We start from the raw sequence: 13,860 nt of genomic DNA, 5'->3' as shown, positions 1-13,860 counted from the left end.
CGCCCCCACCACCGCGCCCCTGGTCATCTCCGCCGTGGTGTTCAGCGCCTTCCACCTGGACCCGGTGGGCTTCCTGGCTCGCACGGAACTGGGCCTGCTCTTCGGGTGGCTCTACCTGCGCACCGGCTCGCTGTGGCCCGCCATTGGCGCCCACGCGGCCAACAACCTGGTGTCCTCAGTGCTCTTCCTGTCCGCCAAGGCACTGGGCACGGATGCCTCCGAAGCGACGTCTGAAGCGACAGACCCCCGCCTGGTGCTCGTGCTCGCCGCGGCGGGCTGGGCGGGCATGAGCGCCCTGCTCGCCTACGCGCGGCGGCAGCCTGGCGTCTGGGGTCCCGGCGCACGCGCCAGCGACGAGGAGGCCCAGGAGCCCGGCCCCACGCCATCCCTGGTGCGACTGATGCTTCCCTGGGTCGTGGGGGCCACGGTGTCACTGGGGCTGCTGGTAGCCGTGGACTCGCGGGGGTTGGCCCTCAACTTCTACGACGCGCAGCACCCGCTGCCGACGCTGGAGTCCCCCCAGGCCCCCGGGCTGCACGCGGAGCGCAAGGCGTTGAGCGCGCTCCGCGCCTCGGCGCGGCGAGGGGAGCTGCCCATGGAGGCCTACTACGAAGAGCGAGAGCGGCAGATTCGCGCGCACCGCATCCAAACCGGGCCAGGGCTGAAGCCCTGACCCGCGCCGTGCCGCTTCAGACGAAGCGGTACGTGCTGACGTGGAAGATGGGACCCACCATGGCGCTGGTGAGTGTGTCCCCGTCCACGCGGCCTTCGGCTTCGATGCGCTGACCGTCCTTCTTCAGCTTCCGGTCCCCGCCAGCGAGCTGGTACGTGGTGCCGTCGTCTCCCTCCAGCACCCAGACACCCGTTTCGATGTCACGGAAGACGACGCGGCCAGTGAGCTTCATGCGTCCTCCTTCTGGAGCATCGCGCGGGCGATGACGAGGCAGATGACGGTGTTGAAGCCCAGCCAGGGCTTGGCGAGGAACGCGAAGGGCAGCCACGCCAGCGCCGGCGCTCCGGCCCAGGCCGTGTAGGCCAGGAAGCCCGCGAAGCCGAGCGCCAGGCCCCCCATGGCCGACCGCAGCCCCCGCCACTTGATGGCCGGCAGCGACAGAAGCAGCGGGATGAGCGCGCTGTAGAACAGCGGGTTCACCGTCCGGCCCCGGCCGAAGATGATGCGCTCCCAGTCCGGCAGGGGCAGCGACGCCACCTGCACCACGTCTCCCGCGGCCCCCTCAGCGCCCCCGAACCAGCCGCGCAGGAAGAAGGCGCCCACCGTCGAGAGCAACAGCGGGATGAGGAAGGCAGGCCGCACCAGCACGTTGAGGTAGCCCGGCCGCGCACGGCCTCGCAGCGTCAGCAGCACGAACGCCAGCAGCGCCAGCGCCCAGTACAGCGGCGGCCACTGCGCCAAGCCGCCGCCGCGCAGCGACGCGAGCGACGCCTCGGCGTTGAGCAGGCCGTGGCCGTATTGCTCGCTCCACGCCTGGTCCGCAGACTTCTTCGCGCCCGCGTAGAGGGCCTGCTCCACCTCGTCCGGTCCCTTGGCGCCGGCCGCGTAGAGCATCGCCGCCACCGCCGCGACGTGCGGCGTGGCCATGCTGGTGCCCTGGTAGGACGCGTAGACGAAGCGCGAGACGTCGCGCGGGTCGAGGGTGTTCTGGAGGATGCCCCCCTGGTCGCCCCGGCGCTTGTCACCGCCCGGCGCGGCGATGTCCAACTCCTTGCCGTAGGAGGAATACGGCGCCAGCACACCGTCCGGCCCCACGGCCGACACCGCCACCGCGCCCGGGTAGGCCGCAGGGAACTCCACCGTCGCACGCCCGCCGTTGCCGGCCGCGGCCACCACGGTGACGCCCTTCTTGCGCGCGTACTCCACCGCGCTGGCCATCACCTGCGAGTACGCCCCGCCGCCCAGGGACAGGTTGATGACGTCCGCCCCCTTGTCCGCCGCGAAGCGAATGGCGTCCGCGATGTCCGCCGTGTTCCCGCCACCGAAGTGGTTGAGCACCTTGACGGGCATCAGCGTCGCCTCGAAGGCCACGCCCGCCACGCCTTCACCATTGTTGGTGGCCTGGGCGATGGTGCCCGCCACGTGCGTGCCGTGCCCGTGGTCGTCGTTGGCGTGCTCGTCGTCGTTGACGAAGTCGAAGCCCTTCACGAACTTCACGCCCTTGAGGTCCGGCGCCTGCTTGAAGTCGCCGTGGTCCTCGTACGCGATGCCGGTGTCCAGCACCGCCACCACCACGCCCTTGCCCCGGTTGCGCTCCCAGGCCTTGGGCATGTCAATCATCCGCAGGTTCCACTGCTGCGCGAAGTGCGGGTCGTTCGGCGTGAAACTGGCGCGGACCTCCATCATCGGCTCGGCGGCCTCCACGGCCGGGTGCTGGCGGATGCGCTCGAGCACCCCGTCCACGTCGTCCACGCCCACCGCCACCGTGAGGGCCTCGTCGGCGCTCTCCACGGAGTTGAGCTCCAGGTCGACGCCCCAGTCGGCCTCCCAGGCGTCGAACTCCGCCTTCGTCGTGCCGTCCTTGAAGTCCACGACGATGGCGCCCGCCACCACGTCCCGCGCATCGAGCGCCCGCAGATTCGCGGGAGGCGGCGTGTCCTGCTCACGAGAAGCGGACGCACAGGCGGCCGACAGCGTCAGGGCCAACGCCGCGCCACCCAGGGTCCATCGCACCTTCCGCATCAGGCCACTCCTTGAGAAACGAAACACGCGTCTGGAAGACCCTTACGAACGAACGTCACAACGATTGGGTCTGCACCGACAGTCTGGATGTCCCCTCTCCCTGCGTGCAAGGGCGGCAAGGAGGAGAAACGTGAAGAAGTACGATGGTTTGCGATACAACGGTCAACCGCCGGAGAGCCGCCGCAGCCAGGCCGCGACAGCTCGGCCGACCTGAGGAAGGTTCCGCTGGAAGGTAGGTCCGGCATCATCGATGACCTCCAAGTCGCCTCCCGTCCGAGCGATAGCGGCGGAGACGGCGGCCCGCGGCAGCCGGGTGTCCTCCTCACCCTGTACCACCAGGAGCGGGCACGTCACCCGGGACAGGACTTCCGGCGCCACCAGGGCCGGGGCCACCAGACACAGGCCTCCCACGGCGGGGTGCTTCGCCTGGAGCGCCAGGGCCACCTGGGCGCCTCCGTGGAGTGACGCCACCGCCAGCGCGTTGGCCCCCGCGTTCTCCAGCAGCATCTGCATGGCGGCCTCCGCGTCCGCCAGCAGCTCCAAGTCCCGCCCCCGCTGGCCCTGGCTGGCCCCCACGCCCCGGTGATTGAACCGCAGCGTCGGAAAGCCCGCGTTCGCCGCCGCCCAGACGAGCTCCGCCGCGATGACGTGGTCCATGCCGCCCCCTTCGTCCGGCCGGGGCGGAATCACGAGCAGCGGCGGCGCCCGGCTTCCCCGGTGCGTGGTGCCCTCCATGACCTCCGACCCCACCGGCACCAGCGTCGCGCGTTCGAGGAACTGACCTTTCTGGACCATGGCTCACCATAAACCCCTCCCCCCTCGCGCGACCGCGCACACGCACCGTCCGACAAAAACCCACACGCGATTTCACGTCGAATCTTCTCCAACCGGAAACTTCCTGCTGGATTCGAGGACAATGCGGAAACACCCCCAGTTTCCGCAGGAGCCCCCACCCCATGAGCACCATCCAGCGCGGACGGAACAGCATCGCGCAGCCCCCCCGCAGCACCGCCGACCGCGTTCGTGGAAGTGGGTCGACCGCCACCAACACCGTGCAGCCTCCCGTGACGGGTGGCGCCGCTCAGCGGGGCGTCGTGGTGGATGGCTTCGACAGCCGCTCCGCGCAGACGCGCGCCGTGGGTGGCGTCTTCACCGCGCCTGCGGGCTCCAAGGACAAGGTCTTCGACGGCAAGCTGGTGGGCGCCGGCGGCCAGACGTTCGAGCCGAATACGCCGCTCAACCAGGTCCCCGCCTTCGTTCCGGCGAACAACCCGAACGCCACGGCGACGGTCGTCTACGTCAACGGCATCAGCACCAACAAGGACGGCCAGGCGCGCGAGCTGCAGGCCCTCGCGAACAGCACCGGCATGCGCGCCATCGGCGTGCACAACGCCACGTCCGGAATGCTCGCCGACGTCATCCAGGCCGCGAAGGACAAGCTGAACAAGGGCAAGAACCCCGCGGTCGACTCGCTGTCGGACATCGTCTACTCCGAGCTGAAGGCGGGCCGTGACATCCACCTGATGGGCTACAGCCACGGCGGCCTCATCACCTCGCGCGCGCTGAAGGATGTCGGCAACCGGCTGCGCATCGAAGATGGGATGTCCAAGGCGCAGGTGGAGCAGCTGCTCAGCCGCGTCAACGTGGAGACCTTCGGCGCGGCGGCGACCACCTACCCGGACGGCCCCAACTACGTGCACTACGTCAACAACAAGGACGCCGTGCCTGTCATCTTCGGCCAGGGCAGCAAGGGCTGGACGCCGGGCGACCTGTTCCGTGACGCTGGCAAGGGCGCGCAGGTCCACCACTTCTCCGAGAAGGGCATGTTCAGCGGCGCCCACTCGCTGACGGAGACGTACCTGAACCACCGCGTCCCGTTCGAAGAGGGCCGCGCCGGCAACTTCTGAGAAGCCCTTCCCTACCGGGAAACAGCGGAGGCCACGAGGTGATGAACCTCGTGGCCTCTCGCGTTTCAACCCGCGATTCGCAGCGGCGGGCTACACGGACTGCAGCACGTAGAACTTGAGGTACTTCCCCTCCGGGAACTGCAGGCGCACCGGGTGGTCCGGCGGCTGGTAGCGCTCCTCGACGAGCGCCAGGTCCACGCCCGCCTTGAAGCCCGCCTCGCGCACCGCGCCCATGAAGTCGTCCGGGCTCACGCGCGCCGAGCACGACGCCGTCGCCAGCAGCCCACCCGGCCGGAGGATGGCCAGTGCCTGCCGGTTGAGGGACGCGTACCCGTCAATGGCCGCCTGTACCGCGCGCTGGCTCTTCGCGAAGGCGGGCGGGTCCAGGATGATGAGGTCGAAGGTGCGGCCCTCGTCCTTGAAGGACTGGATGATCTTGAAGACGTCCGCCGCCAGGAAGTCGTGCTTCTCCGCGGCGATGCCATTGCGCGTGAAGTTCTCCCGAGCCAGCGCGATGGCGTCCGGGTCCTGATCCACGGAGAAGACGCTGTTGGCTCCGCCCAGCGCCGCGTTGACGGAGAAGCCACCGCTGAAGCTGAAGCAGTTGAGCACGTCGCGGCCCTTGCCCAGCCGCCGGATGAGGTAGCGGTTCTCCCGCTGATCCAGGAAGAACCCCGTCTTCTGCCCCTTCCAGGCGTCCACCAGGAAGGTGGCCCCGCGCTCGCGGATGGGAATCAGCTCCGGAGCCTCGTGGCCGAAGAGCATCTTCCCGGAGCCGCGTCCCTCGTCCTCGTCGACGTCGTCGCGGCCGACCTCATCACGGCCGATGATGCCCTTGAGCCCAGGCACGCCAGCCTTCAGTGCCTCAATGAGGAGCGGCCGGTACGGTGTAAGGCCCGCGGAGTACAGCTTCATCACCGCCCAGCCCGCGTACTGGTCCACCACCACGCCCGGCAGGCCGTCGCCCTCGCCATGAATCAGGCGGTAGCTGTCCGTGTCGGTGAGGTCGATGAGGGCCGTGCGCTCGGCCAGGGCCTGACGCACCCGCCGGGTGATGAAGCCCGCATCCACGGTGTCACGCGAGTCGCGCGTGAGCACCCGCACGGCGATGGCCGAGTGCGGGTCGTAATACCCCCGTGCCACGAACTTCCCGTTCTCCGTCAGGTCCACCACGCTGCCGGCCGGAATCTTCGGCACGTGCTCCAGCGCCTTGCGGAACACCCACGGGTGCCCCGCGCGCAGGTGGCGCCCCAGTCCACGCGCCAACTCCAGCTTCACGACATTCACGGTGTCACTCCTCACGGGCCGCGCCGCGGCCCCTCCGGGCCAGGATGGCGCGAGCCAGTTCCTCGAAGCCCCGCCCCTCGGGCGCCCGGGTGATGAAAGCAGGTGGCGCCTCGATGCGGTCCAGGACGGCCCGCACGTTGGCCACGCCCACGCCCAGTCCAAAGGCGGCGAACATCGGGGCGTCGTTGAAAGAATCCCCCGCGTATACATAACGGCCGTCACGCGGGTCCAGCCGTTCGCCCCACGCCGTCCGCGCGAAGCGGCGCGTGGCGCTCAGCTTGTCGAAGCGGCCCAGCCAGCAGTTGATGTGGATCGACGAGCGCACGGCCGTCACGCCTCGCCCAACCAGCAGGGACTCGATGCGGTCCGCCCCCGCGGTCCCCAGGCGGGCCTCCTCGTTGTAGTCCACCGCCAGGTCCACTTCCGTGTACGCGCTGTCCATGGACAGCCGCGCGCCGGGCACCTGCTTGAGCACCCGGGCCACCTCGGACTGGAGCCGCCGCCGGTTCGCCACCCGCTCCGCCGGCGCCTCCGCGTAGACCTTCCGCAGCCGGCCATGCGCGCCCTTCAGGAAGAACAGGCCACCGTTCTCCACGATGACGCCGTCCACGGGGAGCTGCCGCGCCCAGGCCTCTCCCCAGCCCGCCGGGCGGCCACTCACCAGCACCACGCGCAGCCCCGCGGACGCCAGGCGCTCCAGCGCCCGCACCGTGTCCGAGCGCAGCTTGTGGCCCGTGGTCAGCGTGCCATCCACGTCGGTGAAGACGCCCTCCACGCGGGACAGGTCGGCCTCGCGAAGCGGGCGCGGGACTCGCGCCTTCAGGAGCGCCTGAATCACATCACATCCAGACCGGCGAGCAGGCCCTGGAAGGTGGCGATGGTGGACCGCAGCTCGTCGGGCGAGAGCTGGCCCACCTGGAGTTTGCGCGCCTTGCGCAGGAAGGCGTCCAGCTCCGTCGCGCGTCCGTAGAGGGACTGGCCGCTGCCGGCCGCCTCGGCCAGGGCCCGGGCCGCGCCCGCGGGGTCAGAGCCCACCAGCGACATGGCGCGCTCCAGCCGGACGCCGCACGACGCCCACACCTCGCGGTCATGGATGATGAGCAGCTGTCGCTGGTTCACCGCGGACAGGCCTTGGACGAAGGTGTCCAGGGCCTCCACCACCGTCACCAACTCCGCGCGGGAGGGGCTCGGGAGGATGGCCAGGCGGCCGACCTCGGCGCGCATCTCCACGATGTGCCGCTTGTCCTGCGCGCGCAGATTCCGGTACGCGGCCGTGCGCCCGAAGGCGTCCATTTCCGTCTGGAGCTGCTGGGCATTCCACTGCACGTCCTGCGCCTCCGCATCGCGGACCTTCTTCAGGCGCGCGGTGAGGATGCGGCCCAGGTCGGCGGTGATGGCGCGGACCGTTACCGCGGCCTTCACCTCCGCCGCGTAGCCCGGCACCACCTGGGCCCGCGTTGCCTCGCCCAGGAGGCTCGCCGACTCGAACACCAGGTTGCTCATCTGCTCGCGGAACCGGGCGCGGATGCGCTGAACTTCCGCCAGCAGCGTCCACCGGTCGCTCATCACCGACGGGTTGCGCATGGCCTCGCCCAGTTGGGTGATGCCCTGGGCAATCTGGCTCATCGCCTCCTGGAGGATGCCGACGGGGGCCTGCGTGCTCGCGCCGCCCGGAGACGGCACGGGGAACTCTTCCCGGATGACGTTCAGCAGGCCGTTGACGTCCATCACCGTGTCACGGATGACGGGCGCCATCTCTTCCCACAAGGAGAGGTCCGGCGAGGAATCCACGACGGGCGTTTCGTACCGCACCAGGTCGAGGTCGCTCAGCCGGGAGATGGCGTGCGCGGTGGCGACGTACACCTTGCGCAGGCGGCCGGCGAACGCCGGATCCGGATGGGACTGGAGGATTTCTTCGAGCCTCGCGGACAGCGAGGCCTGGGGGGTCTCAGCGGCTTCGGACACGGGTGTCACACTCTAGCGCTCGACTTCCGCGCGGGGGAGTTCTAGCACTCGCATGCGGGCCATGCCGCTGGCTTGGGAGCGCTACGGGATGATTCAGGTCTGTCTTGTGAAGGACGGTCAACTTCTCACCGGTGGTGAAGAGCTGCTGGGCGAGGAAGGCCGGAAGTGGATCGACGTCCTTCATCCGACCGAGGAGGTGTTGGCCCGGCTGGCCGCCCAATTCGGTCTGCACAAGCTGGCCGTGGAGGACTGCCTCCACCTGGACCAGCGGCCCAAGCTGGAGGAATACCCCAACCACCAGTTCGTCGTCCTCCAGGGATTCACCGTCATGGGCAAGGACATCTGCGAACTGACGCTGCACGAGCACCACTTCTTCCTGGCGAAGGACTGGCTCATCAGCGTCCACGAGCTCCCCTTCGCAGGCCACGACACCGTGATGCGCCGCGTGAAGGAGGACCCGCATGCGACGCTCATCCGAGGGACGGACTTCGTCTTCTACATGCTCGCGGACGCGTTGGTGGATGCGCAGTTCCCCATCCTCGACACATTCAGTGACGAGCTCGAGGACCTGGAGGCCGCCATCTTCGACAAGCCGGAGAAGTCCCACCTGCAACGCATCTTCGCCATGAAGCGGATGCTCGTGACGTTCCGGCGGGTGCTGTCGCCCCAGCGCGACGTGGTGGGCTTGCTGTCCCGGCGAGGCATCTCCCATGTCCACGAGAAGACGACGCTCTACTTCCGTGACGTGTACGACCATCTGGTGCGGCTGTACGAGCAGATTGATGCCGGGCGCGACATCATCGGCAACGTGATTGACGGCTACCTGTCCATGGTGGCCAACAAAACGAACGATATCTCCAAGCAGCTCACCATCTTCGCCACCATCTTCCTGCCGCTGTCCTGCATCGTCGGCTTCTTCGGGCAGAACTTCGACCGGCTCTACACGAACGGCGCCTGGTACCTGATGTGGGCGTCGATTCTCGGGCTGCCGGTGGGGATGGTCTTCTGGTTCAAGCACAAAGAGTGGTTCTGACAGTTCCGCGAGGAGAGGAAACATGCTGACCGTCACCGTGGATGGCGTCCCCCTGCACTACCGAGACGAGGGCAAGGGCCCACCCGTGCTGCTGCTGCATGCGTTTCCGCTGAATGGCAGCACCTTCGACAAACAGGTGAAGGCGCTGTCGGGGCGCTACCGCTTCATCATCCCGGACATCCGAGGCTTCGGTGAGAGCGCGCTGGGCGAAGGCCCCACGGAGATGTCCCGCATCGCGCGTGACGCGCTGTCGCTGCTGGACGCGCTGAATCTGGACACCGTGGTGGTGGGTGGAGTGTCCATGGGGGGCTACGCCGCCATGGCCCTGCTGCGCGAGGACGCTGGGCGCGTCAGTGGGCTGGTGTTGATGGATACGCAGGCCACCGCGGACGACGCGGAGGGCAAGGCGCGCCGGGAGACCTCCGCGACACAGGCGCTGGAGGTCGGCGTGGAGCCCATCATCCAGGCCATGCTTCCCAAGATGGTGGCCGCGGGACCGGACTCACCGGTGGCCCAGGAAGTGGCGGCACTGATGCGCGCGGCCTCCCCCGCGAGCGTCGCGGCCGCGCTGCGCGGCATGGCCCTGCGTCCGGACAGCAAGGACATGCTGGCGCGGTACGCGGGCCCGGCTCTCGTCATCGTGGGCGAGCACGACGCCCTCACCCCGCCGGCCAAGGCGAAGGAAATCGCCGGACTCATCTCCGGAGCGAAGCTGGAGGTCATTCCGGATGCGGGGCACCTGGCCAACCAGGAACAGCCCGAGCGGGTCAACGCCGTGCTGGATGCCTTCCTGACGTCGCTTCAGGGCCCCAGCGCCTGAGTGCAGGCTGGTGGCACGCCGTGGCCCATGCGAGCATGCGGGCTGGACATTCCAGCTCGCTGCCGCCGAGGGTGCCGTGGACCGCATGCATCTGAAGGACGTCGAGGACCGCGAATCCGATGGCCACTACGGCCGGCTGATTCGCATGGCCCGAGAGGTGGGCTCTCCCGTCCCGCAGATCTGGCACCTGTTCGCGTACAAACCGCGATTGGGCGAGGCCCTGTCCCGCTTCACCCATGAGGTCATGCGGGGCCCTTCCCCGCTGTCGCCCGGACTGAGAGAGCTGATTGCCGCGTACACGTCGCGCGGCAACCAATGCTTGTTTTGAACGGGCTCTCACGCCGCGGTCGCGGCGGAACTGCTGGGCAATCCCGACCTGGTGAAAGCGGTCCTGGAGGACGTGGCGACAGCCCCCATCTCCGAGGCCGAGAAGGCCCTCTTTGCCTTCGTGGACACCCTCAACCACCGTGCGGCGCAGGTGGGACGGGAGGACATCGCACGCTTGAAGGACGCCGGGTGGACAGACGAAGCCCTCTTCGACACCGTGACGGTGTGCGCGCTCTTCAACTTCTACAATCGATGGATTGACGGCACCGGCGTACAGGACATGCCCGCGGAGATGTATCAGCGCAGCGGGCAGCGGATGGCCGCCGCAGGCTATGCGCCGCCGCCACCCGCGAAGCCCGAGGAGTAACACCGCCGCGCGAGTGCTCAGCGGGGATGCTTCCGCTGGGCGGCTTCGAGGACGGAGTCCTTGAGGAGATAGCCGAATCCGGCGTTTCGCAGGCGGAGGGACAGGTCGCTGACCGTGGTGCGCAGACGCTCCGCCGTGTCCTCCAGATGCCAGTCGCACTGGGCAAGCTGTGACAGCAGGTAAGCCCGGCGCGTCTGTGCCGCCGACAAGCGATACGTCTTGAGGTACTCCAGAGTGCCGTCCGTACCGACGATGGCCTCGCCGATGTGGTTCTCCTCTGCTGGATCCAGCGAGGTGTGGAAGCGCTGGAGGAGAAAACCGCCCGCCTTGTAGACACGGGTGGACGACATGCTGGCACCGAAGAGGCTCCCGGCCATGAAACCGTGGAAGTCAGCCCAGTCCTGGCGCATGCGGTGCACCTCGTTGCGCAAGTCCTCCAAGCTGGACACCCGAGCATCATCCAGGGTGAGTCCCAGTTCGGGCGCGTCCCCCAGGAATCCATACTGGAGCAGCAGGTCGCCATAGAAGTCCTCCACCAATGTCCTGTGGAGCGCGCGGTAGTCATCCGGGTGCGCGACGACGAAGGCCGACAGCAACACGTCCGCGTTGAACAGCAGCAGGCCCACCTGCTGTGGATGGATTTCGAAGGTGCGCAGCGCCCCATCCAGCATGGGCGAAGCCCACCCAGGGACCGAGCTCTCGGACCGAGGGTCCAGGCCTCGCGAGAAGCCCTCGCGTGAATACTCGGCCCAGGCAGTCTCCGGCCCACCGAACTGCAAGGACAGGAAGCCCTCCATGGCCAGATGCAACGGGAGCATCCGAAGCTGGCGGCGGTCTTCACGGTGCACCATCCGGTGCAGCAGCCGGATGGAGAAGGGGTCCGCCTTCAGGCGCTTCCCGTCCTCGGGTTGCAACTGCGTTCCATAGACGGCTTCCGCCTGACGGTTTCCCCACGTCATGACCAGGCCGTGAGGAACATACGAGATGTACTTGAGGCCAGGCTCTTTCAGCCCACCCTTCACCGAGACGACCGCGGCCACGTCGTCGTACGTCCGCAAGGTCATGCGGAGGTCGCCACGCACCTCGTCCCTCAAGACTGGCACCAGCCGGATGCCGCCCCAGACCTGAGACGGAGCCAACCGCAAGCCCGCGGGCTCCAGCCGTTGAATGAGCCGTGCGTCCGTCATGATTCGCCCTCCTCCGCCGGCGGCGCATCCTGACGGCGCCCCTCGTCATGGCCCTGCGAGCCCCCAGCGCCCCGCTGCAACATCGCGCCCACGCGCGACGCGAGGTAGGCCTCCAGCTCGGAGAGCGACGCCACCCCCTCCGCGAAGCGCGCGAAGCCCAGCACCGTGGGCACGTCCTCCGCGTCCCGGACCCCCACCGTGGGCACGGCCGCACCGAAAGAACGGGGGGCATACCCCTCCGAATCGAACACCGGATTGACGTGGACCAGCGCCGTGTGACGCTCCGGGTCGAGCTTCGAGCGGAATACGCGCGTCAGCTCGGCCACCGCCTTGGGCGGGTCATTGTCGTAGCCGTCGGAGACAATGACCACCAGGTCGGCGCCCCAGGCCAACGCCTCCAACAACGGCGTGGCGATGTCCGTCTGCCCTCGCGCACTGACGAGCAGCGGCTCCTCCACCGGGCACGTCCACCACGCGCGGTACTCCCGGGCGGCAGTGGACAGCAGGTAGTGCGTGGCCAGTGCCACACCGAGCGGACGGCGGCGCTTCTCCAGCGACCCGGACGACGAATAGCTGTTGTCCAGAATCGCGGCCACCCGCTGCAACGGCGACGGGGCCCTGCGCAAGACGCGGGACGCGGCCTGCTCCAGCGCGGCGTGCAGCTCCGCGTGGCGCTCCCGGCGAACCTCCGGCGACAGGGCCAGGACATACAGCGCCAGCTTCGTCAGGGATGCCCGCCCCAGGTCCACCGGGGGCGGCGTCCCGCGCTCACGCGCCGCGGATTCTTGCAGGCGCAGGCGCTCCGCTGCCGTGAGGCGCGGCTCGATGCGCCGGAGGAACACCTCGCGGGAGATGCCGTGCTTCACCGCCAGGCCCTCCGCCACCGTGTACGGCAGCTCGTACAGGGCCTCGTGGGTGTAGTGCGCGCGGCGAAAGGTCTCCAGCAAGGGATGGGTGAAGGAGCGCTTCTTCCAGCCTCGGAAGAGGAACAGCCCCAGCTCTCCCTCCAGCTTCAGGTGTCCGTGGGACACGGCGGCGCGCAGCTTGGAGCGGTACTTCACGGCGTCGAAGGCCAGGTTGGCGCGACCGCGCACGAAGTCCCGAGCAATCGCGCGCGCCCGGCGGTTGTTGATGCGCCGGCCGCGCAGGGACCCCAGGACACGGAAGGCCCGCTGGGGCGGCAGGGCGCGCAGCGCGGCGGCGATGAGCGCGCCCTCCTCCGCCTTGTCCCGGGCATCCGCTGGGCTGCCACTGGCGAGCAGGTTGAGGATGATCTGCGCTTGATTGAAGTGGTTGATGCCCGCCGCGAGCGTCCGTGCATACAGCCGGCGGTAGTTGCCCAAAATGTACTGGTGCAGGAACTCGATGGAGACGGACTGGCCGCGCGCGTCGCCGTAGAACTCCCGCTGCCCCGTGCAGGAGAAGCAGGCGTTGACGAACATCACCAGGTCTTCGCGGGCGACCTGCTCGACTCGGGCTTCCGCCAGTGCGGCCATCCTGTGCACGTCCTCCCCGGGCACCCGGGCTTGGGAAAGGAAGCGCCGCTCGGGGAAGAGTGAAACGACCGCGGGTCAGGCTCCAAAGGCTTGAATCGGAAGTCGCATCGGAGTCCCGCGAGCGGCGCGCCGAAGCTACCACACGATTCGAGGCGAGGGACCTGACACCCCGGCCAGCGCCAACCTCAGGGCTGGCACGTCACCTGGCTGTTTTCCACCGTGCAGGCGGAACAGGTCGCCGTCTCCGTCAACACGCCCTGGCGGCACTCCAACACGGCCTGGCCGTCCGCGCGGCACAGCCCCGTGCCCTCGGCGCTGGAGGCACAGGCGTCTCCCGCGACGTTGTTGGACGTATCACACCGCACGGCCTCCGACGTTTCACGGCAGCCCAGAGGACCCCGGCAGGGCAACTCACGCCAGGTGCCGCCCCGGCACTCCAGCGCCAGCACCCGCTCCTGACAGACGAAGCCGCCTCCGTCGCAGTCGCCTCCTGCGCTCGGGCCACAACCAGCGAGGAGCAGAGAGCCAACCAACGGGACGAGTGCGAAAAGTGAGCGGTTCATGGGCACCAGCCAATATTTCGAGCGTCCCGCCGCCGGTCAACCACCCAATGTCTCCTGGAAGAAACGACGGAAGTTTCCACCCATGACGCGTTCCACCCAGGACGGTGGATGGCGGCGCAACAGCGCCTCGGTGAGCAAAGGCAACCCGGTGACATCCTTCATGCCACGGGGAAGCGGCACCATTCCGTCGTAGTCGGAGCCCAACCCCACCCC

General features: G+C 68.6%; 16 protein-coding genes. 6 read left to right on the top strand and 10 right to left on the bottom strand.

The window, feature by feature from the left end:
• The coding region (locus FMP39_RS35825) for a CPBP family intramembrane glutamic endopeptidase (protein ID WP_141594451.1) at positions 1–673 on the top strand (673 nt) is incomplete at its 5' end.
• Between the two features lie 16 nt (positions 674–689).
• Here FMP39_RS35825 and FMP39_RS35820 read toward each other — a convergent pair.
• The 3 genes from FMP39_RS35820 to FMP39_RS35810 all read right to left on the bottom strand — a co-directional run bounded on the left by FMP39_RS35820 (position 690) and on the right by FMP39_RS35810 (position 3,490).
• A complete protein-coding gene (locus FMP39_RS35820) occupies positions 690–905 on the bottom strand; it encodes a DUF5818 domain-containing protein (RefSeq protein ID WP_011553331.1) in 216 nt (71 codons plus the stop codon).
• Entirely contained in the window at positions 902–2,695 is a 1,794-nt protein-coding gene (locus FMP39_RS35815) for a S8 family serine peptidase (RefSeq protein ID WP_141594450.1), read from the bottom strand. Before FMP39_RS35815 ends, FMP39_RS35820 begins: the two co-directional genes overlap by 4 nt.
• A gap of 162 nt (positions 2,696–2,857) precedes the next feature.
• Entirely contained in the window at positions 2,858–3,490 is a 633-nt protein-coding gene (locus FMP39_RS35810; RefSeq protein ID WP_141594449.1) for an alpha/beta hydrolase, read from the bottom strand.
• A gap of 161 nt (positions 3,491–3,651) precedes the next feature.
• Between FMP39_RS35810 and FMP39_RS35805 the strand changes: the two genes are divergently transcribed.
• Entirely contained in the window at positions 3,652–4,602 is a 951-nt protein-coding gene (locus FMP39_RS35805) for a hypothetical protein (RefSeq protein ID WP_141594448.1), read from the top strand.
• A 90-nt stretch (positions 4,603–4,692) separates the two neighbouring features.
• On the opposite strand, the gene FMP39_RS35800 is transcribed toward FMP39_RS35805, so the two are convergent.
• From FMP39_RS35800 to FMP39_RS35790, 3 genes are read right to left on the bottom strand one after another with little or no spacing between them, the layout of a single operon-like run.
• On the bottom strand, positions 4,693–5,889 hold the full coding sequence (locus FMP39_RS35800; RefSeq protein ID WP_141594447.1) for a class I SAM-dependent rRNA methyltransferase: 1,197 nt from the start codon (positions 5,887–5,889) through the stop codon (positions 4,693–4,695).
• Between the two features lie 4 nt (positions 5,890–5,893).
• Complete coding sequence (locus FMP39_RS35795; protein ID WP_141594446.1) at positions 5,894–6,727, bottom strand: HAD-IIB family hydrolase; 834 nt, start codon at positions 6,725–6,727, stop codon at positions 5,894–5,896.
• Complete coding sequence (locus tag FMP39_RS35790; RefSeq protein ID WP_141594445.1) at positions 6,724–7,863, bottom strand: hypothetical protein; 1,140 nt, start codon at positions 7,861–7,863, stop codon at positions 6,724–6,726. Before FMP39_RS35790 ends, FMP39_RS35795 begins: the two co-directional genes overlap by 4 nt.
• Before the next feature lie 43 nt (positions 7,864–7,906).
• On the opposite strand from FMP39_RS35790, the gene FMP39_RS35785 reads away from it, so the two are divergent.
• From FMP39_RS35785 to FMP39_RS35770, 4 genes are all read left to right on the top strand, one after another.
• Positions 7,907–8,887: a magnesium transporter CorA family protein gene (locus tag FMP39_RS35785; RefSeq protein WP_141594444.1), complete on the top strand. Its 981-nt coding sequence runs from the start codon at positions 7,907–7,909 to the stop codon at positions 8,885–8,887.
• A 22-nt stretch (positions 8,888–8,909) separates the two neighbouring features.
• Positions 8,910–9,707 (top strand): alpha/beta fold hydrolase, encoded by a 798-nt coding sequence (locus FMP39_RS35780; RefSeq protein ID WP_141594443.1) that lies wholly within the window; start codon positions 8,910–8,912, stop codon positions 9,705–9,707.
• An 85-nt stretch (positions 9,708–9,792) separates the two neighbouring features.
• Entirely contained in the window at positions 9,793–10,035 is a 243-nt protein-coding gene (locus tag FMP39_RS35775; protein ID WP_216609412.1) for a peroxidase, read from the top strand.
• Between the two features lie 51 nt (positions 10,036–10,086).
• Positions 10,087–10,401 carry a carboxymuconolactone decarboxylase family protein gene (locus FMP39_RS35770; RefSeq protein WP_141594442.1) on the top strand — a complete coding sequence of 105 codons (315 nt, stop codon included), beginning with the start codon at positions 10,087–10,089 and terminating at the stop codon, positions 10,399–10,401.
• Positions 10,402–10,418: 17 nt separating this feature from the next.
• Here the strand turns inward: FMP39_RS35770 and FMP39_RS35765 are convergent, their stop codons facing one another.
• The 4 genes from FMP39_RS35765 to FMP39_RS35750 all read right to left on the bottom strand — a co-directional run.
• Positions 10,419–11,588, bottom strand: coding sequence for a hypothetical protein (locus tag FMP39_RS35765; protein WP_141594441.1), 1,170 nt, complete (start codon positions 11,586–11,588; stop codon positions 10,419–10,421).
• Positions 11,585–13,084 carry a hypothetical protein gene (locus FMP39_RS35760; protein WP_141594440.1) on the bottom strand — a complete coding sequence of 500 codons (1,500 nt, stop codon included), beginning with the start codon at positions 13,082–13,084 and terminating at the stop codon, positions 11,585–11,587. Before FMP39_RS35760 ends, FMP39_RS35765 begins: the two co-directional genes overlap by 4 nt.
• 185 nt (positions 13,085–13,269) lie before the next feature.
• Positions 13,270–13,647 (bottom strand): hypothetical protein, encoded by a 378-nt coding sequence (locus tag FMP39_RS35755; protein ID WP_228558619.1) that lies wholly within the window; start codon positions 13,645–13,647, stop codon positions 13,270–13,272.
• Between the two features lie 36 nt (positions 13,648–13,683).
• On the bottom strand, positions 13,684–13,860 hold a 177-nt coding region (locus FMP39_RS35750; protein ID WP_194858709.1), incomplete at its 5' end, for a membrane dipeptidase.

Origin of the sequence: Myxococcus sp. AB056, assembly GCF_006547365.1 — a bacterium.
Classification (GTDB): Bacteria; Myxococcota; Myxococcia; order Myxococcales; family Myxococcaceae; genus Myxococcus; species Myxococcus virescens.
The sequence above is the reverse complement of the archived record's forward strand: the minus strand, read 5'-3'. Positions and strand labels throughout refer to the sequence as shown.